The sequence below is a fragment of the Citrifermentans bremense genome (assembly GCF_014218275.1).
Classification (GTDB): domain Bacteria; phylum Desulfobacterota; class Desulfuromonadia; order Geobacterales; family Geobacteraceae; genus Geomonas; species Geomonas pelophila.
This window is the reverse complement of sequence record NZ_AP023213.1, coordinates 2,578,132-2,599,755: the sequence shown is the minus strand read 5'-3', so window position 1 is coordinate 2,599,755 and position 21,624 is coordinate 2,578,132. Positions and strand designations below refer to the sequence as shown.

Annotated in this window: 17 protein-coding genes; 11 read left to right on the top strand and 6 right to left on the bottom strand. The window is 59.9% G+C overall.

Features of this window, described 5'->3' with window-relative positions:
* Nucleotides 1-396: 396 nt before the first annotated feature.
* Nucleotides 397-579, top strand: coding sequence for a hypothetical protein (locus tag GEOBRER4_RS11455; protein WP_185242402.1), 183 nt, complete (start codon nucleotides 397-399; stop codon nucleotides 577-579).
* A gap of 89 nt (nucleotides 580-668) precedes the next feature.
* Here the strand turns inward: GEOBRER4_RS11455 and htpG are convergent, their stop codons facing one another.
* The gene (htpG, locus tag GEOBRER4_RS11450; protein ID WP_185242401.1) at nucleotides 669-2,603 is read right to left on the bottom strand and encodes a molecular chaperone HtpG; all 1,935 of its coding nucleotides are present in this window, start codon (nucleotides 2,601-2,603) and stop codon (nucleotides 669-671) included.
* A gap of 203 nt (nucleotides 2,604-2,806) precedes the next feature.
* On the opposite strand from htpG, the gene trpE reads away from it, so the two are divergent.
* The 6 genes from trpE (at nucleotide 2,807) to GEOBRER4_RS11420 (ending at nucleotide 12,620) form a co-directional block, all read left to right on the top strand.
* Nucleotides 2,807-4,282 carry an anthranilate synthase component I gene (trpE, locus tag GEOBRER4_RS11445; RefSeq protein WP_185242400.1) on the top strand — a complete coding sequence of 492 codons (1,476 nt, stop codon included), beginning with the start codon at nucleotides 2,807-2,809 and terminating at the stop codon, nucleotides 4,280-4,282.
* A 168-nt stretch (nucleotides 4,283-4,450) separates the two neighbouring features.
* Nucleotides 4,451-5,902 (top strand): sigma-54 interaction domain-containing protein, encoded by a 1,452-nt coding sequence (locus GEOBRER4_RS11440; protein ID WP_185242399.1) that lies wholly within the window; start codon nucleotides 4,451-4,453, stop codon nucleotides 5,900-5,902.
* 381 nt (nucleotides 5,903-6,283) lie between these two features.
* Entirely contained in the window at nucleotides 6,284-9,298 is a 3,015-nt protein-coding gene (gene pruA, locus GEOBRER4_RS11435) for an L-glutamate gamma-semialdehyde dehydrogenase (protein ID WP_185242398.1), read from the top strand.
* A 401-nt stretch (nucleotides 9,299-9,699) separates the two neighbouring features.
* Nucleotides 9,700-10,680 (top strand): class 1 fructose-bisphosphatase, encoded by a 981-nt coding sequence (locus GEOBRER4_RS11430; protein ID WP_085812491.1) that lies wholly within the window; start codon nucleotides 9,700-9,702, stop codon nucleotides 10,678-10,680.
* A 99-nt stretch (nucleotides 10,681-10,779) separates the two neighbouring features.
* On the top strand, nucleotides 10,780-11,022 hold the full coding sequence (locus GEOBRER4_RS11425) for a hypothetical protein (RefSeq protein WP_085812492.1): 243 nt from the start codon (nucleotides 10,780-10,782) through the stop codon (nucleotides 11,020-11,022).
* 149 nt (nucleotides 11,023-11,171) lie between these two features.
* On the top strand, nucleotides 11,172-12,620 hold the full coding sequence (locus GEOBRER4_RS11420) for a sigma-54-dependent transcriptional regulator (RefSeq protein WP_185242397.1): 1,449 nt from the start codon (nucleotides 11,172-11,174) through the stop codon (nucleotides 12,618-12,620).
* Nucleotides 12,621-12,739: 119 nt separating this feature from the next.
* On the opposite strand, the gene GEOBRER4_RS11415 is transcribed toward GEOBRER4_RS11420, so the two are convergent.
* Entirely contained in the window at nucleotides 12,740-13,783 is a 1,044-nt protein-coding gene (locus GEOBRER4_RS11415; RefSeq protein WP_185242396.1) for an HD domain-containing phosphohydrolase, read from the bottom strand.
* Entirely contained in the window at nucleotides 13,780-16,101 is a 2,322-nt protein-coding gene (locus GEOBRER4_RS11410) for a PAS domain S-box protein (protein ID WP_185242395.1), read from the bottom strand. The genes GEOBRER4_RS11415 and GEOBRER4_RS11410 overlap by 4 nt, the downstream gene beginning before the upstream one ends.
* A gap of 264 nt (nucleotides 16,102-16,365) precedes the next feature.
* Here GEOBRER4_RS11410 and fliK point away from each other — a divergent pair, with 264 nt between their 5' ends.
* Nucleotides 16,366-17,310, top strand: coding sequence for a flagellar hook-length control protein FliK (gene fliK, locus GEOBRER4_RS11405; protein ID WP_185242394.1), 945 nt, complete (start codon nucleotides 16,366-16,368; stop codon nucleotides 17,308-17,310).
* Nucleotides 17,303-17,581: an EscU/YscU/HrcU family type III secretion system export apparatus switch protein gene (locus GEOBRER4_RS11400; protein ID WP_085812496.1), complete on the top strand. Its 279-nt coding sequence runs from the start codon at nucleotides 17,303-17,305 to the stop codon at nucleotides 17,579-17,581. The genes fliK and GEOBRER4_RS11400 overlap by 8 nt, the downstream gene beginning before the upstream one ends.
* On the opposite strand, the gene GEOBRER4_RS11395 is transcribed toward GEOBRER4_RS11400, so the two are convergent.
* From GEOBRER4_RS11395 to purM, 3 genes are all read right to left on the bottom strand, one after another.
* A complete protein-coding gene (locus GEOBRER4_RS11395) occupies nucleotides 17,578-18,303 on the bottom strand; it encodes a ChaN family lipoprotein (protein ID WP_226377766.1) in 726 nt (241 codons plus the stop codon). The genes GEOBRER4_RS11400 and GEOBRER4_RS11395 overlap by 4 nt on opposite strands.
* A gap of 251 nt (nucleotides 18,304-18,554) precedes the next feature.
* Nucleotides 18,555-19,169 carry a phosphoribosylglycinamide formyltransferase gene (gene purN, locus GEOBRER4_RS11390; RefSeq protein ID WP_185242393.1) on the bottom strand — a complete coding sequence of 205 codons (615 nt, stop codon included), beginning with the start codon at nucleotides 19,167-19,169 and terminating at the stop codon, nucleotides 18,555-18,557.
* A gap of 15 nt (nucleotides 19,170-19,184) precedes the next feature.
* Nucleotides 19,185-20,231, bottom strand: coding sequence for a phosphoribosylformylglycinamidine cyclo-ligase (gene purM / locus GEOBRER4_RS11385; protein WP_085812499.1), 1,047 nt, complete (start codon nucleotides 20,229-20,231; stop codon nucleotides 19,185-19,187).
* 143 nt (nucleotides 20,232-20,374) lie between these two features.
* Here purM and rimI point away from each other — a divergent pair, with 143 nt between their 5' ends.
* Nucleotides 20,375-20,824, top strand: coding sequence for a ribosomal protein S18-alanine N-acetyltransferase (gene rimI / locus GEOBRER4_RS11380; RefSeq protein ID WP_185242392.1), 450 nt, complete (start codon nucleotides 20,375-20,377; stop codon nucleotides 20,822-20,824).
* Complete coding sequence (locus GEOBRER4_RS11375; RefSeq protein ID WP_185242391.1) at nucleotides 20,814-21,623, top strand: dihydroorotate dehydrogenase electron transfer subunit; 810 nt, start codon at nucleotides 20,814-20,816, stop codon at nucleotides 21,621-21,623. Before rimI ends, GEOBRER4_RS11375 begins: the two co-directional genes overlap by 11 nt.
* Nucleotide 21,624: the final 1 nt, after the last annotated feature.

Genomic DNA, 21,624 nt, shown 5'->3' with positions numbered 1-21,624 from the left:
AGCTATCTGGCGAGACGGTCCGGCTTGTCGCTGCATCGAACGGCGCGGAAGATACAGGAATATATGACAAATCTCATGGGATGTAAATTAAAAACAGTGGGAGGATGGGGAGGTTGATGCGCGCACGAGACTCATGTGTTCAAATTTCCGACAGCCTAATGTGAAAGATGTGTCGGAGATTTTAACATCTTGGCGGAGGCGGGAGAGGTTGCCTCTCCTTGAGGTTGGAAAATGTCTGCATTTCCCGCAGCTTGCAGCAGGGGAAGGAAATCGCGCCAGATGCCATTTCTGGCACTGTCTATGCTGACTTAAAATCATTCTTGTCCAGGAGCTTCGGCCTTTCTGGCGGGAGTCAGCAACCAGAGGGATGCTCTGGATGAAAAGGAGGTGGCCGCTATGAATTACCTGAGCTACGGCCACGAATGCGTCGTTTTTCTGCTAGCGACGATGTTAGTTTCGCACCTGATCCTGGACCTGTTCCCTCCGGTGTTGCGCCGGCTGCGCACGGCGTTCGTCATCGCGCCGATACCTGCCAGTGCCGCCTTCATCCTCCTGGTTTCCGCCTACTTCTTCTTCTGAGCCGAGCGTTGCTTCCTGCGGCTCAGGGGTACCTTTAACATGTAAAAGCCGGAGGGACCTTCGTGTCCCCCCGGCTTTTTTTGCTTCCCTTACTTCCCGCCGGCTACCATCAGCTCGCTCACCAGCTTGGTGAAGCGGAGCGGGTCCTTGATCGGAGAACCCTCGGTGAGGAGGGCCTGGTCGAAGAGGAGCTCGCTGTAGTCCTTGAGCTTCGGATCTCCCTTGTCCTTTTCGTACATCGCGGTCATGACCTGCAGGATCTGGTGGTCCGGGTTCAGTTCCAGGATCCTCTTGGCTTCCGGGACCTCCTGGTTCATCGCCTTGAGGATCTTCTCCATGTTGGCGTTCAACCCCATCTCGTCGGCCACGAGGCAGCAGGCGCTGTCGGTCAGGCGGGAGGAGAGGCGTACTTCCTTCACCTTCTCCTTGAGGGTCTCCTGGATAAACTCCATCAGGCTCCCGTATTCCTTCTTCGCCTCCTCCTTCTTCGCTTCCTTCTCCTTCTTCTCCTCCTCGGTGTCGATCTCGAGGTCCCCCCTGTCGATCGCCTTCAGGTGCTTCTCCTGGTACTCGTGGATCGCCTGCACCACCCACTCGTCCACCGGGTCGGTCATGTAGAGGACTTCGTAATCCTTCTTGCGCAGCGCCTCCATGTAGGGTGAGTTCTCAACCGCCTCGCGGGACATGCCGGTGATGAAGTAGATCTCCTTCTGCCCCTCGGGCATGCGCTCCACGTACTCCTTGAAGGAGACGTACTTACCTTTCTCCGTCTTGGAGCTCTCGTAGAGAAGGAGGTCCTGGATCTTCTCCTTGTTGGCATGGTCGAAGTGGATCCCTTCCTTGAGCACCGGTCCGAATTCAGCGTAGAACTTCAGGTAGTCCTCGAAGTTCTTCTCCTTCATATCCGCAAGGGTGGAGAGGATCTTGCCGACCAGGGACTTCTGGATCCTCTTGATCTGCACGTCCTCCTGCAGGATCTCGCGGGAGACGTTGAGCGGCAGGTCGGAGGAGTCGACAACACCTTTGATGAAGCGCAGGTAGTCGGGGAGCAGCGCCTCGCAGTTGTCGGTGATGTAGACCCGCTTCACGTAGAGGTGCACGCCTTTCTTGTGGTCGCGCAGGAACAGGTCGTAGGGCTTGTGCGAAGGGATGTAGACGATCGCCTTGAACTCGCTCACCCCCTCCGCCGAGTAGTGTATGGTGGAAAGCGGCTTGTCGTAGTCGTGGGAGATGTGCTTGTAGAACTCCTCGTACTCCTCCTCGGTGATCTCGCTCTTGGACCTGGTCCAGATCGCCTTCATGGAGTTGAGGGTCTCCTCGGTGGTCTTCTCGATGGTGCCGCCACCCTCGATCACCTTGCCTTCGGCGTCCTTCACCGGCTCGGTGCGGGTCACGTCCATGACCACCGGGTACTGGACGTAGTCGGAGTACTTCTTCACGATGGAGCGGATCTTCCACTCGTCGAGGAACTCCTTCATGTCGTCTTTCAAGTGCAGGACGATCTCGGTGCCGCGGGTTTCCTTTTCGCATTCCTCGATGCTGTAGCTCCCGTCGCCGGTAGACTCCCAGCGGCAGCCGAACTCCTTGCCGCCGGCCTTCCTGGTGGTGAGGACGACCTTGTCTGCCACCATGAAGGAGGCGTAGAAGCCGACGCCGAACTGGCCGATCAGCTCCGGGTTGTCAGCCAGGTTCTGCTCCTTGAGCGCTGCGACGAAGCTCTTGGTGCCGGATTTGGCGATGGTGCCGATGTTCTCGGCCACCTCGTCCATGCTCATGCCGATGCCGTTGTCGGTGATGGTGAGGGTTCCCGCCTCCTTGTCGGCGTGGAGCTTGATCTTCCAGTCGGAGTTCCCCTCCAGGAGCTCCATGTTGGAGTGGGATTCGAACTTTATCTTGTCAATGGCGTCAGATGCGTTTGAGATCAGCTCCCGGAGGAAGATTTCCTTGTTGGAATAGAGGGAGTGGATCACCAGGTCCAGGAGCTGCTGAACCTCGGTCTCGAACTTTTTGACGGTCTTGGTCATGGTGGTAGTGATCTCCTTTGAGAAAGTGATTGGACCCGCAGAAGCTAATCACTGCAATCCCGTATTTCAAGGGGGGAAGAAAAGAAAACTGGTTTTGGTTTTGACTCTCACCGGGCGATATGTTAATAAAGTCGGGCTTAAATTCTTTCCCGGCAGGGAGATACGCCCGGTTTCCTCCTCCTTGCCACCCGTCAAGGAGCCCCATGTACTATCCCGATTTCGCTTCGTTCCAGACCCTTTCCACCAAAGGCAACCTGATCCCGGTCTACAGGGAGATCCTGGCAGACCTGGATACGCCGGTCAGCGCGTTCAAGAAGATCGACGACGGCCGTTACGGCTTTCTCCTGGAGAGTATCGAGGGTGGCGAGAAGTGGGGGCGCTACACCTTTCTCGGCTCCTCGCCGGCGGTGGTGATCCGCGGCAAGGACAACTGGGTGGAAATCGTGGAGGGGGGCGAGGTGCGCCGCGTGGAGTCGTCGGATCCGCTCAACTACATCCGCGACTACATGGCACGCTACCAGCCGGTGGAGGTCCCGGGGATCCCGCGCTTTTTCGGCGGTGCCGTGGGGTACCTGGGGTACGACGCGGTCAGGCACTTCGAGACACTTCCGGACAGCAACCCCAGCGACATCAACACCTACGAAGCCAACTTCATCATCACCGACACCATCCTCATCTTCGACAGCCTGAGCCAGAAGATCAAGGTGGTGTCGAACGCGCACGTCGACGGCGGCACTTCGCTTAAGGACGCCTACGACGACGCCATAGCGAAAATCGAGGGACTGATCGCCCGCCTGAAGACGCCGCTTCCTGCAAGTGAGAAGAAGCCGTCGAACGGAAAGGTGGAGTTCAGCTCCAACGTGAAACCGGAGGAGTTCGAGGCTGCTGTAACCCGCGCCAAGGAATACGTCAGAAACGGGGACATCATCCAGGTCGTCCTCTCCCAGCGCTTCTCCGGCAACCTCACGGTGGAGCCGTTCGACATCTACCGCGTGCTCCGGACCCTGAACCCGTCGCCGTACATGTTCTTCCTGCGCCTGGACGAGACCCTGGTCGTCGGAGCCTCGCCCGAGGTGATGGTGCGCAAGGAAGGAGAGATGGTGGAACTCAGGCCGATCGCCGGCACCCGTCCCCGCGGCGCGAATCCCGCGGCCGACGAGGAACTGGCGCGTGACCTTTTGGCCGACCCCAAAGAGCGCGCCGAGCACGTCATGCTGGTGGACCTGGGAAGAAACGACCTGGGGCGTGTCTGCAAGACCGGGAGCGTCAAGGTCACCGAGCTCATGGTCATCGAGCGCTACTCCCACGTGATGCACATCGTCTCCAACGTGCAGGGCGAACTCTCTCCGGGGCAGGACGCCTTCGACGTGGTGCGCGCGACCTTCCCCGCGGGTACACTCTCCGGCGCTCCCAAGGTACGTGCGATGGAGATCATCGACGAGCTCGAAGGGGTGCGGCGCGAGGTCTACGGCGGCGCCGTCGGTTATTTCTCCTTCTCAGGCAACATGGATATGGCCATCGCCATCAGGACCCTGGTGATCAAGGACGGCAAGGTGCACCTGCAGGCAGGCGCCGGCATCGTCGCCGACTCCGACCCCGCGGCCGAGTACACGGAGACGGTCAACAAGGCAAAGGCCGTGGTTAAGGCCATAGAAATGGCCGAACGGGGGTTGGACTAGAAAAAGGGAAGGTTTAGCCGATAAAAGGTAGAAAAGGGGACGGGCTACTTTGCGAAAATAAAGTTGCCAGTCCCCTTTTTTTGTCCTTTCGTTATTCGCTGTTGCATATTGTATGCAGGTGTGCATAATGCTTGGCGCTAGTACCTTCAGCCTCAGTAAGGAGTGACGATGACTGAACCGGTTACGGAAAATCTCTCCACGCTCGACCTCGAGGAGATGGCGCGCCAGATGCGGGCCTTCCAGGATCTGACCCGCGAGCTGGACGCGATCATCGATTCGTCTTCCGACGGGCTCTGGATCTGCGACGCCGGGGCCCGCGTCATCCGCATCAACCCTGCCTCGGAACGGATCAACAACATCAAGGCTTCTGAGGTCGTCGGCAAGAACATGCGGGAACTCCTGGAAGAGGGGTTCATAGACCGCTCTGCGGCGCTGGAGGCGATCACCACCAAGAAGGTGGTAAGCCAGCTTCAAAACAGGGAAGGGCGCAAGCTGATCTCGACGGGGACGCCGGTCCTGGACGCAAACGGCGAGGTGATCCGGGTCGTGGTGAGCGAGCGGGACATCACGGAAATCGACAACTTGCAGCGGGAGCTGGAGGAGCAGGAGGCTCTGCGGGACCAGTTCCGCAACCACATGCTGGAACTTCAGCAGGCGGATGTCGCTTCCAAGAGCGTCGTTGCCCGCAGCCCGCTGATGGTGAACGCCCTGAAACAGGCGCTCAAGGTGAGCGCGGTGAACTCTACGGTGCTCATCCTCGGGGAGTCCGGCGTCGGCAAGGGGCTTATCGCAGAGTTGATCCACAAGAATTCCACCAGGGCGGACAAGCCGCTTATCGAGATAAACTGCGGCGCCATACCGGAGTCGCTGATTGAGTCCGAACTTTTCGGCTACGAGAAGGGGGCCTTCACCGGCGCGCAGGCGACCGGCAAGCCGGGCTATCTGGAACTTGCCGACGGCGGCATCCTGTTCCTGGATGAGATAGCGGAACTGCCGCAGTCCGCGCAGGTGAAGCTCCTTCGCTTCCTGGAAAACGGGAAGGTGATTCGTCTGGGGGGGACCAAGGCGCGGCATCTCGACGTGCGTATCCTCGCGGCCACGCACCGAAATCTCGACGAGATGGTGCGGCAGGGGAGCTTCAGGCTGGACCTGTATTACCGGCTCAACGTGATACCGATCAGCGTCCCTGCTTTGCGTGAGCGGCGTGACTGCATTCTGCCGCTGGTAAGGCACTACTTGGATGTATTCGGCGCCCGGGACTCAATCCGCAAGCGTCTGACCCGTGCCGCCTCCGATGCGCTACTTGCCTATGACTACCCGGGAAACGTGCGCCAGTTGATGAACATCTGCGAAAGGCTCGTGGTCATGGCCGAGACCGACCTGATCGACGTGAAGGACCTTCCTGCCGAGATCTCCGCGGGCGAAGGCCGCTCAACCGCAGTTGCCGGCGTCTGGCTGGAGGATACGCCGCTGCAGGAGACGCTGGACCAGCTCGAGAAGGCGGTCCTGGAAAAGGCGCTGGCCAAGCACCGCAACCAGAGTCGTATGGCTGAAGTGCTCGGGGTGAACCAGTCCACCATCGCCAGAAAGCTCAGGAAATACGGGCTGAAAGGCAATTGAAAGGCAATTGACGATGGACAATTGACAACGTAACTTCATCCTTTCCTGCCACCGTTTCGACGTACCTGCAACATCCTCTTTTGCCTTATGCATGATTGCATAATCTTGCCCCCGCTTTGCCGCCTTGATCCGCTCTCAGCGCACCTCTAGCTGCCTTTCTTTTCCTGGTTTACGGAGCCATGCGCCGCAACAAGTTCCCTCAAGACTGTCCTTTCTGCTCAAATTTAGCCGTAAGTGCAAGCGGTTAGCGTGGCCCCTTTCACCACGAGACGGTCCGGTCAGCTGTCTTCCCTCTAGGCTGCATGTCGCTGGCATGGCTTGTGCTCTTAATAAGAGAGTTTATGATTACCTTCTGGAATATCTGTCTTAAAGGAGCTTTGGATGAACAACAGCGAACTGAACAATCGAGTCGTGGCAAGGGGCAAGGAGTTCTTCTCCACTATTTCCGGCGAAAAACCGTCCCTCTTTAATAAGGGCGCCTGGATGGGCAAGGTCATGGATTGGAGCATGAAGAACGAGACCTTCAAGATCCAGATGTTCCGCTTCGTCGACGTCTTCCCGTCTCTCACCACCGGGAAGCTGCTGACGGACCACATCCGCGAATACTTCGGCGAAGAGAAGGACATGCCTCCGGTCCTCTCCACCGGCGCCAAGGTGGCCGGCATGCTCGGCTCCTTCGGCGGGGCCGTTCTCAACAAGTTCCTCACCACGAACATCCAGGAGATGGCCCGCCAGTTCATAGTGGGGGAGAACACCAAGGAAGCGATCAAGAACATGGAGCGCCTGAGAAAGGACGGCTTCGCGTTCGTGGTCGACGTCCTTGGCGAGGCGACGCTTTCCGAGAAGGAAGCTGACATCTACATGAACACCTACCTGGAGCTTCTGGACTCGCTCAAGAAGGAGTACAAGGACTGGAAACCGCTGCCGGGCAGGGGAGGGGACGGAAGCCTCGACTGGGGCCACGCTCCCAAGGTGAACGTCGCGGTCAAGCCGACGGCGCTTTTCTGCCTGGCCAATCCGCAGGACTTCGAGGGTTCCGTCGTCGCCATCCTGGAGCGCGTGCGCAAGATCGCGGTGAAGGTCATGGATCTGAACGGCTTCCTCTGCATCGACATGGAGTCCTACCGCCACAAGGACATCATCATCGAGGTCTACAAGAGGCTGAAGCTCGAATACCCGGCTTACCCGCACTTCGGCCTCGTGCTCCAGGCGTACCTCGTGGACACCGACAAGGACCTCCCGGAACTTCTCTCCTGGGCCCGCGAGAAAAAAGTCCAGATCTCCATCCGCCTGGTCAAGGGGGCGTACTGGGACTACGAGACCGTAAAGGCGAAACAGAACGACTGGAAGATTCCGGTCTGGACCATCAAGGCCGAGTCGGATGCGGCCTACGAGCGCCAGGCCCGAATGATCCTGGAAAACTCCGACATCTGCCACTTCGCCTGCGCCTCGCACAACATCAGGACCATCTCCGCGGTGATGGAGATGGCAAAAGGGCTGAACGTGCCGGACGAGCGTTACGAGTTCCAGGTGCTCTACGGGATGGCGGAGCCGGTCCGCAAAGGGATCCTGAAGGTTGCCGGCCGCATCCGCCTCTACTGCCCGTATGGGGACATGGTCCCCGGGATGGGGTATCTGGTCCGGCGCCTTTTGGAGAACACGGCGAACGAGTCCTTCCTGCGTCAGAGCTTCGCCGAGGACGCGCAGATCGAGCGGCTCCTCGAAGACCCTGCACTGACCGCCGAGCGCGAGCGTGCAGTACGCGCCGCTAAGCAAAAAGCCGAAGTTAAGGGGCCCGGTAACCTTACGCCCTTCAACAACGAGGCGATGGTCGACTTCACCAGGGCAGACCACCGCGCCGCCTTCCCGAACACCATCGCGGAGGTGAGGAAGCAACTGGGCAAGACCTACCCCCTCTTCATCAACGGCAAGGAAGTGAAGACCGGCGACACCATTCCGTCGGTGAATCCCAACAAACCGTCTGAGACCGTGGGCATCGTTTGCCAGGCGGGTACTAAGGAAGTCGGCGACGCTATTGCCGCAGCCAAAGGCGCGTTCCCGGCATGGCGCGACACGGACATCAAGGTTCGCGCCGAGTACCTCGTGAAGGCCGCTGCGGTCGCGCGCCGCAGGATCTTCGAGCTCTCCGCATGGCAGGTGCTGGAGATCGGCAAGCAGTGGGACCAGGCTTACGCCGACGTCTGCGAGGCGATCGACTTCCTCGAGTACTACGCCCGCGAGATGATCACCCTGGGGAGCCCGAAGCGCATCGGACATGCGCCCGGCGAGCTGAACCATTACTTCTACGAGCCCAAAGGGGTGGCGGCTGTCATCTCCCCGTGGAACTTCCCGCTGGCGATCAGCATGGGGATGGTGTCGGCGGCGATCGTTGCCGGCAACTGCGTGGTGTTCAAGCCTTCCGGCCTCACCTCGGTCATCGGCTACCACATCGTGGAACTCTTCCGCGAAGTCGGCCTTCCCGACGGCGTCTTCAACTACACCCCCGGCCGCGGTTCGGTCATGGGAGATTACCTGGTCGACAGCCCGGACATTAGCCTCATCGCCTTCACCGGATCGATGGAGGTCGGCCTGCGCATCATCGAGCGCGCCGCCAAGGTGTACCCGGGACAGGAGAACGTGAAGAAGATTGTCTGCGAGATGGGCGGCAAGAACGCCATCATCATCGACGACGACGCAGACCTGGACGAGGCTGTCCCGCACGTACTCTACTCGGCCTTCGGCTTCCAGGGGCAGAAGTGCTCTGCATGCTCCCGCGTCATAGTCCTTGACGCCGTCTACGACAAGTTCGTGGAGCGTCTGGTCTCCATGGCGCAGGCGACCCTGGTCGGTCCCTCCGAGGACCCGGCCCACTATATGGGCGCCGTAGCCGACGACAAGGCGATGAAGACTATCAAGGAATACGCCGAGATAGGGAAGAAGGAGGGGCACGTGCTTTACGAGAGCAAGGTCCCGAGCGACGGCGGTTACTACGTCCCGATGACCATCATCGGCGGCATCAAGCCTGAGCACCGGATCGCGCAGGAAGAGATCTTCGGACCGGTCCTTGCGGTGATGCGCGCCAAGGACTTCGACCAGGCCATCGCCTGGGCCAACTCCACCAAGTTCGCGCTGACCGGCGGCGTCTTCTCCAGAAGCCCCGAGCATCTGGCCCAGGCCCGCAAGGAGTTCCGGGTGGGGAACCTTTACCTCAACCGCAACAACACCGGCGCACTCGTCGGCCGCCAGCCCTTCGGCGGCTCCAAGATGTCCGGCGTCGGGACCAAGGCCGGCGGGCACGACTACCTGCTGCACTTCATGGACCCGAGGGTGGTCACCGAGAACACCATGCGCCGCGGCTTTGCCCCGGTCGAGGAGGACGACGACTGGGTCGCATAAGACGGCTGTTGCTGAACCTGGTTCATCGATAGACAAAGCGCCTGCACCCGGAATGGGGCAGGCGCTTTGTCTTTGCTGATGAGAGCATCCCTCACCCCCGCACCCCTCCCCCAGAGGGCCATCCCCCTCTCACTACGGAGAGATGTATGGGTGGGTAATTCCGGGCATTTTGTCTCAAGGGGGGAGGGGGAGACAGTCACAGACGGAGCGGTTTCTCTCACAGCTCATGCTTTGACGAAGCAGGATAAAAAGTAGACAGTATCGCGACAGATTCCTTTGTTTAATGATAACTTAAGGGCCTCCTAAACCTCCTTGCCCGGCCATTTTTTCCTTGATTTATATGGGTATTTGACATACTCTACGTGGCCGTAAAATAATTTTAATTTAATCTGGAGGGAGATATGCCTAATGCACCGGGAACGTCCAAATTCCAAATAGATCTGCGCCGCCATCTGCGCGCCCAAAACATTTGCGACAACCTCGTCCACCTCATGTGCGAGATTGCCGAGGCCAGCAAGTACGTCATCAACGCAGTGCGCACCGGTGACCTCGGTGTCGCCGGTACCTCCAACCTGTACGGCGAAGAGCAGCTCGCGCTCGACGTCCTCTCCGACCGCATCATGCGCAAACGCCTGATCCACTCCGGCGTGGTCTGCAATATCGCCTCGGAAGAGATGGACGAGATCTACCAGTGCCAGGCGAGCGCCGACGGCCTGTATTCCGTGGCCTATGATCCCCTCGACGGCTCGTCGCTGGTGGACGTGAACCTCGCCGTAGGGACCATCGTCTCCATCTACGCCGGCTGCGACCTCTTGCAGCCCGGCCGCAACCAGGTCGCCGCCATGTACATCCTCTACGGGCCGAGGGTCTCGCTGGTCTACACCGTTGGAGACGGGGTGCATGAGTTCACCATGAACAACCTGATGGAGTTCACCCTGACCCGCGAGAACATCAAGATGGCTCCGGAGGGGAACATCTACGCCCCCGGCGGGCTCCGGAACAAGTACAACGCCGGCGACGAGAAGTTCATCCGCCACCTGGAGGCGAAAGGGTGCAAGCTCCGCTACTCCGGCGGCTTCGTTCCCGACATAAACCAGGTCCTGATGAAGGGGAAGGGGCTCTTCATGTACCCGGCGCTGAGCGGCTCCCCCAACGGCAAGCTGCGCATCCTTTTCGAACTTAACCCCATGGCTTTCATCATCGAGCATGCCGGCGGCGCGGCCAGCAACGGCAGCATCCCCATCCTCGACATCGTGCCGGAATCGCTCGACCAGAGGGCTCCGATCTACATCGGCTGCAAAGAGGACGTGAAGACCGCGACCTCGTTTGTCAACGGCGGCAAGCAAGACGTCAACATGGCAGGTTCGTTTGTAAACGGGTAACGCTTTGTTGTAAGATGGTCCGTCCCGGGACAACTTTTCGCTAAAGTTGTCCCGGGATGAGTCGATAGTAAATAATTAGTAATTCTCAGAGGTAAGCTGATGGAAACACAACCCGCAACAAAGAGGCTATGCAGTGAAATTCAACTTTTCGACCTGTGTGACCTTGATACCTGCACCTGCAAGGACGGCCGTTACTGCACCAATCCGGCGATCCTGGCGCGTTTCGAGGCCATAAAGGAAGAAGACGAACGCAATCACTATGTAGCAGAAGAGTTTGACGAAGAAGACGAGGACGCTGAAGAGTTCGACGGGCATGATGACGACTACGAAGAGGAAGAGTAGCGACAACCTCTGTTCATTGATCATGTAAACGAGAGAACCGCTTGCTTCAGGCGGTTCTTTTGGTTCTTGCCCCAAAATTCCTGTCATTTCGTTGCGCCTGACTTGGCAACAGCCTCAGGCGAATTATAATAGCGCATCGGGGGACAGCCATGACTGCAAAACTGCTCATATTGGATGACGATCACGACATCCTGCTCATGTTAAAGAGCATCTTCGCCGGCGAGGATTACGAGCTGCTGCTTGAAAGCGACAGCGAAGGGGCCTTGAAGCGCGTTATCTCCGACCGTCCCAATGTGGCTATCATGGATATCAGCCTGCCGCAGAAGTCGGGCATCGAGGTCTTAAAGGAAGCGAAGAAGATAGATCCGGGCCTCGCCGTCATCATGGCTACCGGCTACAAGACCACCCAGAACGCCATCGAGGCTATGAAGTACGGCGCCTTCGACTACGTCACCAAGCCCTTCGACATGACGAAGCTAAAGGGTGCGGTGAAGAAGGCCCTGGAGTGCAACCTCCTGAGCCGCAAGGTGCGTTACACCCGCGAGCGCCCGCAGGTCGAGGAGGACCTCACCGAGGACCTGATGATAGGTTCCTCCCCCGAGATGATCGAGATCTGGAAGATGGTGGGGACCGTGGCCGATTCCGATGCGACGGTGCTGATCCAGGGCGAGTCGGGAACCGGCAAGGAACTCCTGGCCCGCGCCATCTACAACAACTCCCGGAGAAAGAACCGCCCCTTCCTGGCGGTGAACTGCGCCGCCCTTCCGGAGGCGCTCTTGGAGTCCGAGCTTTTCGGGCATGAGAAGGGGGCCTTCACCGATGCCCATTCCAGGAGGATCGGGAAGTTCGAGCAGTGCAACGGCGGCACCATTTTCCTGGACGAGATAGGGGAGATGAGCCAGGCGAACCAGGGTAAGTTCCTGCGCGTCTTGGAGAACCAGGAGTTCGAGAGGGTGGGGGGGAACGAGACCATCAAGGTGGACGTCCGGGTCATCGCCGCGACCAACAGGAGCCTCATCACCAACGTGAAGGAAAAGACCTTCAGGATGGACCTTTACTACCGGTTGCGGGTGGTGAACTTCTTCCTGCCGCCCCTGCGGGACCGAGCCGAGGACATACCTCTCCTGGTCGACCTCTTCGTCAAGAAGTTCTCCAAGAAGTACGGCAAGAACATCAAGGCGGTGGCGCCCGAAACCATGGCTATGCTGATGACCCATCCCTGGGAAGGCAACATCAGGGAGCTCAAGAACGTCATCAATTCCGCCACGGTTTTCTGCCGCGGCGACATCCTGATCCCCGGGGACTTTGAGTCTTTCCTCACCGCAAAGGCCGGCTTCAAGGAGGTCGACCTGGAAGCTGCCGGCGACGATTACTACGAGGTGTTCTGGAGCATGCTCGAGCCCGTCTTCGACGGGATCTGCCAGAAGAACAAGGGGGCGATCTACGAGAGCGTCAACATGGGGCTGGAAAAGGCCCTGATCCACATGGCCATGGAGAAGAGCAACAACAACCAGGTCTTTGCAGCGAAGCTCCTGGGTATCAGCCGCAACACCCTGAGGGATAGGCTGGAGCGCTACCGTATCGGGGCCGCCGACTAAGGCACCGCCGCAGTCCCGCAAACCGGGGTACCAGACAAAGACAAAGCCGGAATGAACCCGCCTCGTGGTTCGCTCCGGCTTTCTTTATTTCTGTCGCCATAAGGTGCGGCAGGGCGCCGTTACAGTTTCTTGCCCGCCGCGTTTTCCCATTCTTGCTTGGGGATGCTCAGGAACAGGTCGACGAGCCTCGGGTCGAACTGCTTGCCGCGGCAGCGCGTCACCTCGTCCAGCACCGCATCGAAGGTCAGCGCCTTTCTGTAGGGCCTGTCGGAAGTCATGGCGTCCAGGGTGTCCACCAGTGCGAAGATGCGCGCGCTGATGGGGATCGCCTCCTCCATCAGCTTCCCCGGGTAACCGTTCCCGTCCCAGCGTTCGTGGTGGTTCAGCACCAGTTCCGCGGCCCCGGAAAAATACCGGATGCCGGAGAGGATGTCGAAGCCGATGCTGGGATGCTGGCGCATGATCTCCCACTCGGAGTCGTCCAACTTCGCGGGCTTCAACAGGATGTTGTCGGAGACCCCGATCTTCCCGATGTCGTGCAAGAGCGCGCCCTTGCCTATTATGATGCGATCTTCCTCGCTGATCCCCGCGGCTTGTGCCAAGAGCTTGGCGTAGGACATCACCCGCTCGGAGTGAGACCCTACCTCCTTTTCCCTGGCGTCCAGCGCCCTAATCAGCGCCACCAGCGTGTGTTCATAGGCGAGGTTGATTTCCCCCATCACGGTGCGGATCACCTCGGTCTGCTCGGCTACCTTCTGCTCCAGGTTCGCCTGGTATTCCTTGTTCTCCAGCACCAGCCTGCGCTTTTCCAGGGTGTTCTTCACGGTGAGGAGCACACGGTCCAGGTTGAACGGCTTGGTGATGTAGTCCTCGGCACCGAAATGGATGCAGGAAAGTGCGGTATCCATGTCGTTCATCGCCGTGATCATCAGCACGGTGGTGTCGGGGGTGGCCTCCTTGATGTCTTTCAGGAGGTCGATCCCGGAGCGGCCGGGCATCATTATGTCCAAAAGCGCCAGGTCCAGCTTGTGCTTGTTGATTATCTCCAACCCCTCCTCGGCGCTAGCGGCCTGGAAGCAGGTGAACCCTTCCTTTGACAGGGTGATGTTGATCAGTTCCCTGATCATGTCCTCGTCATCGGCGATCAAGATGTTTCCTTTCAATTGCTACCTCCTGAAATCTCTAACGCCGTCTGCGCCGCCCCCCCTTTCAGGGTGTCCCTCACCTTTCTGATGAGTGCGTCGCCGGCAAAGGGTTTTGGCAGGAACTGCATCCCTTTTTCCAGTATCTTCTCCAAGTTGGCCCTGTCGTCCGTGTGCCCCGACATGAACAACACCTTCAGTTCCCGCTTCCTGGCTATCAGCTGCTCCGCCAGGGCAGGCCCGCTCATGAACGGCATCACCACGTCGGTGAGGAGCATGTCGATCTCCTGCGAGTGCTCCTCGAACAGCGCGATCCCCTGTCCCGGGTCCGTTGCCGCGAAAACGGTGAAACCCCGCATTCTCAGGGTGTGCACCACGAGGTTGAGCACCCCGGGCTCGTCCTCGACGACCAGTATCGAGTAAGAGGAGTCGATGTCCTCTTCGGCCGGGTGCGCAGCCGGCGCGGGGAGAGGCTCAGAGGCGCGGGGGAGGTAGACGTTGATGCAGGCTCCCTGTCCCGGTTCGCTGACCACCTCTATGTACCCTCCGCTTTGCTTGACGATGCCGTACACCGTGGCGAGACCGAGGCCGGTGCCGCGACCCATCTCCTTGGTGGTGAAGAAAGGCTCGAAGAGCCGCTGCTTCACCTCTTCGGACATCCCTTGTCCCTGGTCCGCCACGCTGAGCCTGACGTAGCTTCCAGGAAGCGACCCAGGGTGCAGGTGCGAGAACTCGCGGTCCAGCTCGAAATTGGTCGTGGCCACGGTGATCACCCCTCCGATTTCGGAGGCGTCGCGCGCGTTGACGATCAGGTTCATGACAATCTGTTCCAGCTGCCCCGGGTCGATCCTCACGAACCCTGTGTCTTCGGAAAGCGAGGTGACGAGCCCTATGTGTTCCCCGATCAGGCGTTGCAGCATCTTCTGCACCGCTTTCACCTGCTTGTTGATGTCGAGCACCCTCGGTTCCAGTACCTGCCTTCTGCTGAAGCTCAGAAGCTGTCTGGTAAGGTCGGCGGCACGCTCGCCCGCCCGCAGTATCTGTTCCGCCTCCTTGTGCGCCTGTGATCCTTGGTCCATGGATCGCACCAGGAGCGTGGAGTAGCCGTTGATCACGGTGAGCAGGTTGTTGAAGTCGTGCGCTATGCCACCCGCCAGTTGCCCGATCGCCTCCATCTTCTGTACCTGCCTCAGGTGTTCGATGGCGAGTTTCCTCTCGGTCACATCCTCCTTGACCCCTACGAAATGGGTGACCTGCCCCTCGGAGTTCTTGATGGCGGAGATGTGCCCGCTCTCCCAGAAGAGCTCGCCGTTCTTTTTCCTGTTGTGCAGCTCGCCGTGCCACTCCCGCCCCGAGGTTATGGTGGACCAGAGTTCCTCGTACACCTTGGGGTCGGTGAGTCCAGATTTCAGGATGCTCGGGTTTTTACCGATCAGCTCATTTTCGCTGTAGCCGGAGACCTCGATGAACTTCGGGTTCACGTACTCGATCCTGCCGAAGAGGTCCGTTATCACCACCGACACCGGGCTTTGCTCGACGGCGCGCCAAAGTTTGCTCAGCTCGGCTTCGGCGCGCTTGCGCTCGGTTATGTCGAGCAGGGTCCCAATGATGGCGGCACTGCCGTTTACCCAGGTTCTGGTGCCGTTCACCTCTAGATCGATCAGGCTCCCGTCGCGGCGCTTGCCCCGGAAGAAGAAGTGCAGGCTGTCGCATCCTTCCATGAGAGGGCGCAGGAACCGGGTCATCACCTTGATCTGGTCCTCCGGCGCGACCAGCTCCAGTAGAGACCTCGCTTCGATGAGCTGCTGCGGCTCGTAGTCGAAGATGTCCCCGAACTTCGGGTTCACGTAGATGAAGATGTCGTCCTGCAGCATGAAGATACCGACGAGCGACTGTTCCACCAGGCTATGGAAGCGCGCCTCCGTTGCCGAGAGCGCCTCCTCCGCCATTCTTCGCTCGCGGCGAACCACAAAGTCGTTCAATTCACGTTTGATGGCTGGTGTCAGCCTGGAGAGCCTGTCCTTCAGCAGGTAGTCGTGAGCGCCGGCGCGCATCGCCTCTACGGCTGCGTCCTCGCCCATCTGCCCGGAGACCATGATGAAAGGGAGGTCCATGCCCTGGTCGTGAAGGAGCTTCAGCGCCGCAAGCCCGCTGAACTTCGGCATGACGTAGTCAGAGATGACGATTTGCCATCCCCCGTTCTCCAGTGCTGCCTGCATCTCTTCAGGCGTCTCAACCCGCTCGTAGCTTACAGAGAATTCCCGCTGTATCTGGCGCACTATGAGTGCGGCATCTTCGGCGGAGTCGTCCACTATCAGGATACGCAGTTCGTGTTTCATCGGTGACCTGCCTCTGAAGTACAGGTGAAATTTGACCGTTACTTCCTTATCGGCTGCGGATCAAGATATGTTTAGCAGCTTACAGCAAAAAATAGGAGATGAAACCGCGGCGCAGCAGATAGGATTTCTACACTACTAATTGGCCGCAGAGTGTGCTATGAATCGGGAAAGCCGCTTGCGCCATGACTTTCACGCCCGTCTCAGATGGTTGGCTCCTTTTCCCGCGCGGACCAGATAGCGACGCCAGCACCACAGGATCCGGACATGTTCATCAACGACGAAAGCCAAAAACAGGTTTTGCCTATCCTGGCCAAGGCCGCAGTCACCCCCGTCGTGGAGGCCCAGCACCGGGCAAGCCAGCAGCTGCAGCTGAATCCGGGCCAGCAGGTGAAGGCCGAGATCATCTCCAACCTCCCTAACAGCCTCTACATCGCGCGGGTGGCGGGCGAACTGTACCACCTCGAGATCCCCATGAACGTGGCGCCAGGGGAGACCCTGGAGATGACCTTCCTCACCGCCGACCCGCGCGTCACCTTCCAGGTGCTGCGCCCGGAGGTGGGTGAGTCGGTGAAGCTGAGCTCGATGGGAAAGTGGCTCGCCGACGTGGTCAAGAACGCGCAGCCGCTCCCCCCCCAGGAACCGCTGCTGGAATTCCCGGAACAGGCATCGGCGCACCTGGCCGACAGACTGAAGAGCGCACTGACCCAGTCAGGTCTTTTCTACGAGTCCCACCTGGCCCAGTGGGCCGGCGGAGCTCTGCAGCTCAAGGAACTCCTGAAGGAGCCGCAGGGCAAACTCTCCCGTGCCGCAGAGGGGGAGGGAGGCGAGGGGGACGGGAAAGAGAGCGCTGCGGCCGACTTTGCCGACAGCAGGACGCTGCCGCTTATCAAAGAGCAACTGCAGCTTTTGAACTCGGGGGTGCTTGCCTGGCGCGGCGAGGCCTGGCCCGGCCAGGACATGGAACTGGCCATCCGCGAGGGGGACGAAGAGAGGTGGGAGCAGGGTATCGAGGCTACCCTGTCGCTCGACCTGCCGCGGCTTGGCGGGGTGAAGGCGACGCTTCGTTTCTCGGCCGAAGGCCTCTCCGTCGATTGCGTCTGCAACAGGCCCGGCTCCTCGGAGCTGATGCGAAACGAGGGTGCGGAACTGCGTGCGGCGCTTGAGTCGTGCGGACTGCACCTGACCAGGCTGGCGGCAAAAGATGAGTAAGGACGCGAGCGAAATGAAGCGAGCGGTGGCCATGGCCTACAGCGGCGAAGACGGCGCGCCAAGGGTCGTCGCCAAGGGAACCGGTGTCACCGCCGAAGCGATACTCTCGCTGGCCCAGGAGCACGGGGTCTACGTGCACCAGTCGCCCGAGCTTTTGAACCTTTTGATGCAGGTCGACCTGGACAGCGAGATCCCCCCGGAGTTGTACCAGGCGGTGGCTGAGCTCCTCGCCTGGCTTTACTCGCTGGACCAGGCTCTGCCGGAGCGCTAGAGAGGCGACTCCACCAGCAGGTAATCGGCGTCCGCGCCGGTGACGGTTTTCTCCCCAAGCGGCGGAATGGGGGGGAGGACGATCTTGTAAGAGATCCCATTCCCGAGTTCCGCGGCAATCCCCCCGGTACCCCTGGCGTGCCCCCCTCCCGCGATGACTACCACAGTAGTGCCGGGATGAAGCTGCAGATAATCCTCGACTTTCCTGGCCATCACCTTGTTCCTTAACAGCTGCGCCTCGGCCAGGTTCCTGAGCGCTTCGCCCTTTTTACCGTGGCTTGGGATGCTGGACCGCATCGAGAGCAGGTACTCGTCGCTTGCCTTCGCGTCGATGCCGGTGGGGAGCTTGGCGAGCTCTGCGTCGGTGAGCGATGTGAACCCGTTCTTGCCGACAGCCTGCACCACGTCCCTCGGCGCGTTGATGGCAACGACGGGGACGTGGTTGTCGCGCGCAAAGAGCAGCAGGTCGCGGTACATCTCCCACGGGATGAAGCGCCAGCTCCACTCGTACACCTTCCTGAAGGCGTCCTCCGGCACTTTCCCGGCGCTCCAGGCGTCGAGGGCTGGTTGCGTCGTCTCCTCGAACATCTCCATCGCGATGGCGAGCTGTTTCCCCTGCGCCTTGAGCCCCTTCAGGACTTCGAGCTGCAGCTCGTGATGCGCTGTGGCGTCGTGCCGCTCCCCCAGAAAGACGAGCCTTGTCCCTGAAAGCTCCTCGATCATGGACTTCACCTCGATCCGCTCGCGGTCCTCTACCCGGATGGCCTGGGTGATGGCGCACCCTGAGAGGGAGACGATGAGGAAGGGGAGGGAGAGGAAAAATTAGAGGTGTCGTTTGAGCATGCCGCAGGTTATAGCAGAACTCGAAAACCATTGGCAAGGAGAACATCTGAGGAAATCTTGGAAGAGCAAAGATAAAAAAATCCCCCTCGTTCCGTGAGGGGGATTTTTGTTTTAAAGCCGGATTGTCAGGATCAGGTTCCGACGGCGACCACGCGGCCGTTGACTTCAAGGAGCCCCTCGGTGAAGAGCCGGATCGCCTCGGGATAGAGGCGGTGCTCTTCCTTCTGGATCCGCGCCGAAAGCGTCTGCTCGGTGTCACCCTCAATTACCGGCACCGCGGCCTGCAGGATGATGGGGCCGGTGTCGGTGCCCGGGTCGACGAAATGGACGGTGCAGCCGGCAACCTTGGCGCCGTAATCGAGCGCCTGCTGCTGGGCGTGCAGCCCGGGAAAGGCGGGGAGCAGGGCCGGGTGAATGTTCATCACCGCCATCGGGAAGGCCTCGAGGAGCACCGGGGTGATGATGCGCATGAAGCCGGCGAGCGCCACCAGCTCGACGTCGAACTCGCGCAGGGTGGCCACCAGTGCCTCGTCGTAGGCCTCCCTGCCGGAATAGGCGCGGTGGTCCAGGTGCAGCGCCGGGATGCCGGCTTTGCGCGCGCGCTCCAGGCCGAAGGCGTCCGCCTTGTTGCTGATCACGCAGGCGACCCGCGCCTTGAGCCTGCCTGCGGCGCAGGCGTCCATGATCGACTGCAGGTTGCTGCCGCTGCCGGAGATAAGTACCCCTATGTTGAGAACTCTTTCCATAGTCTCGAAGCCCGCCTAGACGAGCTCCACGCACTCCTTGCCGGCGTCGCACTTGGCCACTTCGCCGATCATGAACGCGGTCTCGTTGAGCCCGGAGAGCCTGATCATGATCTCTTCGGCCTCTTTCTCGGGGACGACCAGCACCATGCCGATGCCGCAGTTGAAGGTCCTGTACATCTCGTTTTCCTCGATGTTGCCGGCCTTCTGCATGATCTTGAAGATCTCGGGGACCTCCCAGCTGTCCTTCTTGATCACGGCCTTGCAGCCGTTGGGAAGCACACGGGGTACGTTCTCCAAAAGGCCGCCGCCGGTGATGTGGGCGAGGCCGGAGATGTTGAAGTCGCGCAAGAGGTTCATCACGCTGCGCACGTAGATGCGGGTCGGGGTGAGGAGCTCCTCGGCGACGGTCTTCCCGAGGCCGGGGAGCTGATCGTTGATGCCGAGCCCCATGTGCTCGAGGATCACTTTCCTTGCCAGGGAGTAGCCGTTGCTATGCAGACCGGAGGAGGCAAGGCCGATCAGGCGGTTGCCGACGGTGATGGAAGAGCCGTCGATGATCTTCTCGCGCTCGACGACGCCGACTGCAAAGCCGGCCATGTCGTACTCGTCGCCGCTGTAGAAACCGGGCATCTCGGCGGTTTCACCGCCGATCAGGGCGCAGCCTGCCTGCACGCACCCCTCGGATACCCCTTTGATGATGGAGGCGCCCTTGGCGGGGTCGAGCTTGGCGGTGGCAAGGTAATCGAGGAAGAAGAGGGGTTCCGCCCCCTGGACGATGATGTCGTTGACGCACATCGCCACGAGGTCGATGCCGATGGTGTCATGGCGGTCGGCGAGGAAGGCGAGCTTCAGCTTGGTCCCGACCCCGTCGGTGCCGGAGACGAGCACCGGGTGTTTGTACTTGCCCATGTTGAGGGAGAAGAGCCCCCCGAAGCCGCCGATGTCTGCCAGCACCTCCGGACGCGAAGTCGCCTTGACTAAAGGCTTGATCATCTGGACAAAAGTGTTGCCGGCATCTATGTCTACACCGGCGTCTTTATAAGTAATCTTAGTCTCTTTCAAGGGAGAACCTCCGATAAAGTAAAGAAGAAATTTAAACCATCTCCCTGTAAAAGTCAAAGCGAAAAAAATGTTTACTTCGCCTTGGCGTTTGCTTATGATGCCTTGCTGTGCCTGATCTCACGGGGAAAATAAAGCTTGCTCCTATGCGTTCCGAGGAGCTCAAAGCGGTGCTCGAGATAGAGTCCGCATCGTTCTCGAGACCATGGACTGAGCAGCACTTCCAGTACGAAATCGATTCTCCTTTCGGCCATCCCATGGTGGCGCTCGCCGATGACGGAACCCTCGCCGGTTACCTCTGTCTCAAGATCGTCCTGGACGAGGCCGAGATACTTGACGTTGCAGTCGCGGCGTCCCATCGCGGCAAGGGGGTCGGCAGGCTCCTGGTGCAGTGGGCGCTCGATTTCAGCCGCGAGCGCGGGGCATCGCTTCTCTTTCTGGAGGTGCGGGCCGGCAACGTCGAGGCCATCGGGCTATATCGCTCCTTTGGCTTCAGGGAGTCGGGGCGCCGCAAGAACTATTACGACAATGGCGAAGACGCCATTTTGATGGAGATACCAGTCTGCCTGCAGTCAGAGGAGGATCATGCAGTTTAAATCGATGGTAGTGTCGAACGTGGAGCTGTCGCCGAACTACTTCAGGATGAGGATGACGGCCCCGCAGGAATTGCTCGCCTCGGCCCCCGGGCAGTTTCTCATGCTCAAGGTGACCGACGCCATAGACCCGCTGCTCAGGCGCCCCTTCGGGCTTTTTGACGTCGGGACCTTCACCGCCGAGTACGCCGGGTGCGGCGCTCAGACTTACTGCGAGATCCTGTACAAGGTGGTGGGGAAGGGGACGAAGCTCCTCGCCGCCCTGCACCACGGCGACGTGGTGGACCTCCTGGCGCCCCTGGGCAGAGGTTTCGACCTGGGTCCCGCAGGGGAGGAAAAGGTGCTCGTCGGAGGCGGCGTAGGCCTTGCCCCCCTTTACTACCTCGCCAAGGCGCTCGTCGAGCGGGGCGAGAAGGTGCGACTTTTCGCCGGCGGCAGGAACCGCGACGACATCCTCTGCATCACCGAGTTCGAGAGGCTGGGAGTCGAGACCTACGTGGCGACCGACGACGGCACCCTGGGCGAGAGCGGGTTTGTGACCCAGGTGCTGGAACGGCACCTGAATAAAGGGATGCGCATCTTCGCCTGCGGTCCGACGCCTATGCTCGACGCCGTCGCCAAGATGTCCGCCCGGCACGAGGTCCCCTGCCAGGTCTCCATGGAGGCCTACATGGCCTGCGGCGTCGGCGCCTGCCTCGGCTGCGTCATGAAGGGGGCGAACCACACCGAGGCCACCCCCGACTACCGCTGTGTCTGCAAGGACGGTCCCGTCTTCGACAGCTTCGACCTGCAATGGAGTTAAA

What these genes read in the sequence shown, in the direction of transcription:
- GEOBRER4_RS11400 (WP_085812496.1), top strand. Translation starts at nt 17,303, where the DNA reads ATGAGTAAGGACGCGAGCGAAATGAAGCGAGCGGTGGCCATGGCCTAC.
- purN (WP_185242393.1), bottom strand. Translation starts at nt 19,169, where the DNA reads ATGGAAAGAGTTCTCAACATAGGGGTACTTATCTCCGGCAGCGGCAGC.
- GEOBRER4_RS11425 (WP_085812492.1), top strand. Translation starts at nt 10,780, where the DNA reads ATGGAAACACAACCCGCAACAAAGAGGCTATGCAGTGAAATTCAACTT.
- GEOBRER4_RS11395 (WP_226377766.1), bottom strand. Translation starts at nt 18,303, where the DNA reads ATGATCGAGGAGCTTTCAGGGACAAGGCTCGTCTTTCTGGGGGAGCGG.
- GEOBRER4_RS11420 (WP_185242397.1), top strand. Translation starts at nt 11,172, where the DNA reads ATGACTGCAAAACTGCTCATATTGGATGACGATCACGACATCCTGCTC.
- trpE (WP_185242400.1), top strand. Translation starts at nt 2,807, where the DNA reads ATGTACTATCCCGATTTCGCTTCGTTCCAGACCCTTTCCACCAAAGGC.
- rimI (WP_185242392.1), top strand. Translation starts at nt 20,375, where the DNA reads ATGCGTTCCGAGGAGCTCAAAGCGGTGCTCGAGATAGAGTCCGCATCG.
- GEOBRER4_RS11430 (WP_085812491.1), top strand. Translation starts at nt 9,700, where the DNA reads ATGCCTAATGCACCGGGAACGTCCAAATTCCAAATAGATCTGCGCCGC.
- GEOBRER4_RS11455 (WP_185242402.1), top strand. Translation starts at nt 397, where the DNA reads ATGAATTACCTGAGCTACGGCCACGAATGCGTCGTTTTTCTGCTAGCG.
- GEOBRER4_RS11440 (WP_185242399.1), top strand. Translation starts at nt 4,451, where the DNA reads ATGACTGAACCGGTTACGGAAAATCTCTCCACGCTCGACCTCGAGGAG.
- GEOBRER4_RS11410 (WP_185242395.1), bottom strand. Translation starts at nt 16,101, where the DNA reads ATGAAACACGAACTGCGTATCCTGATAGTGGACGACTCCGCCGAAGAT.
- htpG (WP_185242401.1), bottom strand. Translation starts at nt 2,603, where the DNA reads ATGACCAAGACCGTCAAAAAGTTCGAGACCGAGGTTCAGCAGCTCCTG.
- GEOBRER4_RS11375 (WP_185242391.1), top strand. Translation starts at nt 20,814, where the DNA reads ATGCAGTTTAAATCGATGGTAGTGTCGAACGTGGAGCTGTCGCCGAAC.
- fliK (WP_185242394.1), top strand. Translation starts at nt 16,366, where the DNA reads ATGTTCATCAACGACGAAAGCCAAAAACAGGTTTTGCCTATCCTGGCC.
- pruA (WP_185242398.1), top strand. Translation starts at nt 6,284, where the DNA reads ATGAACAACAGCGAACTGAACAATCGAGTCGTGGCAAGGGGCAAGGAG.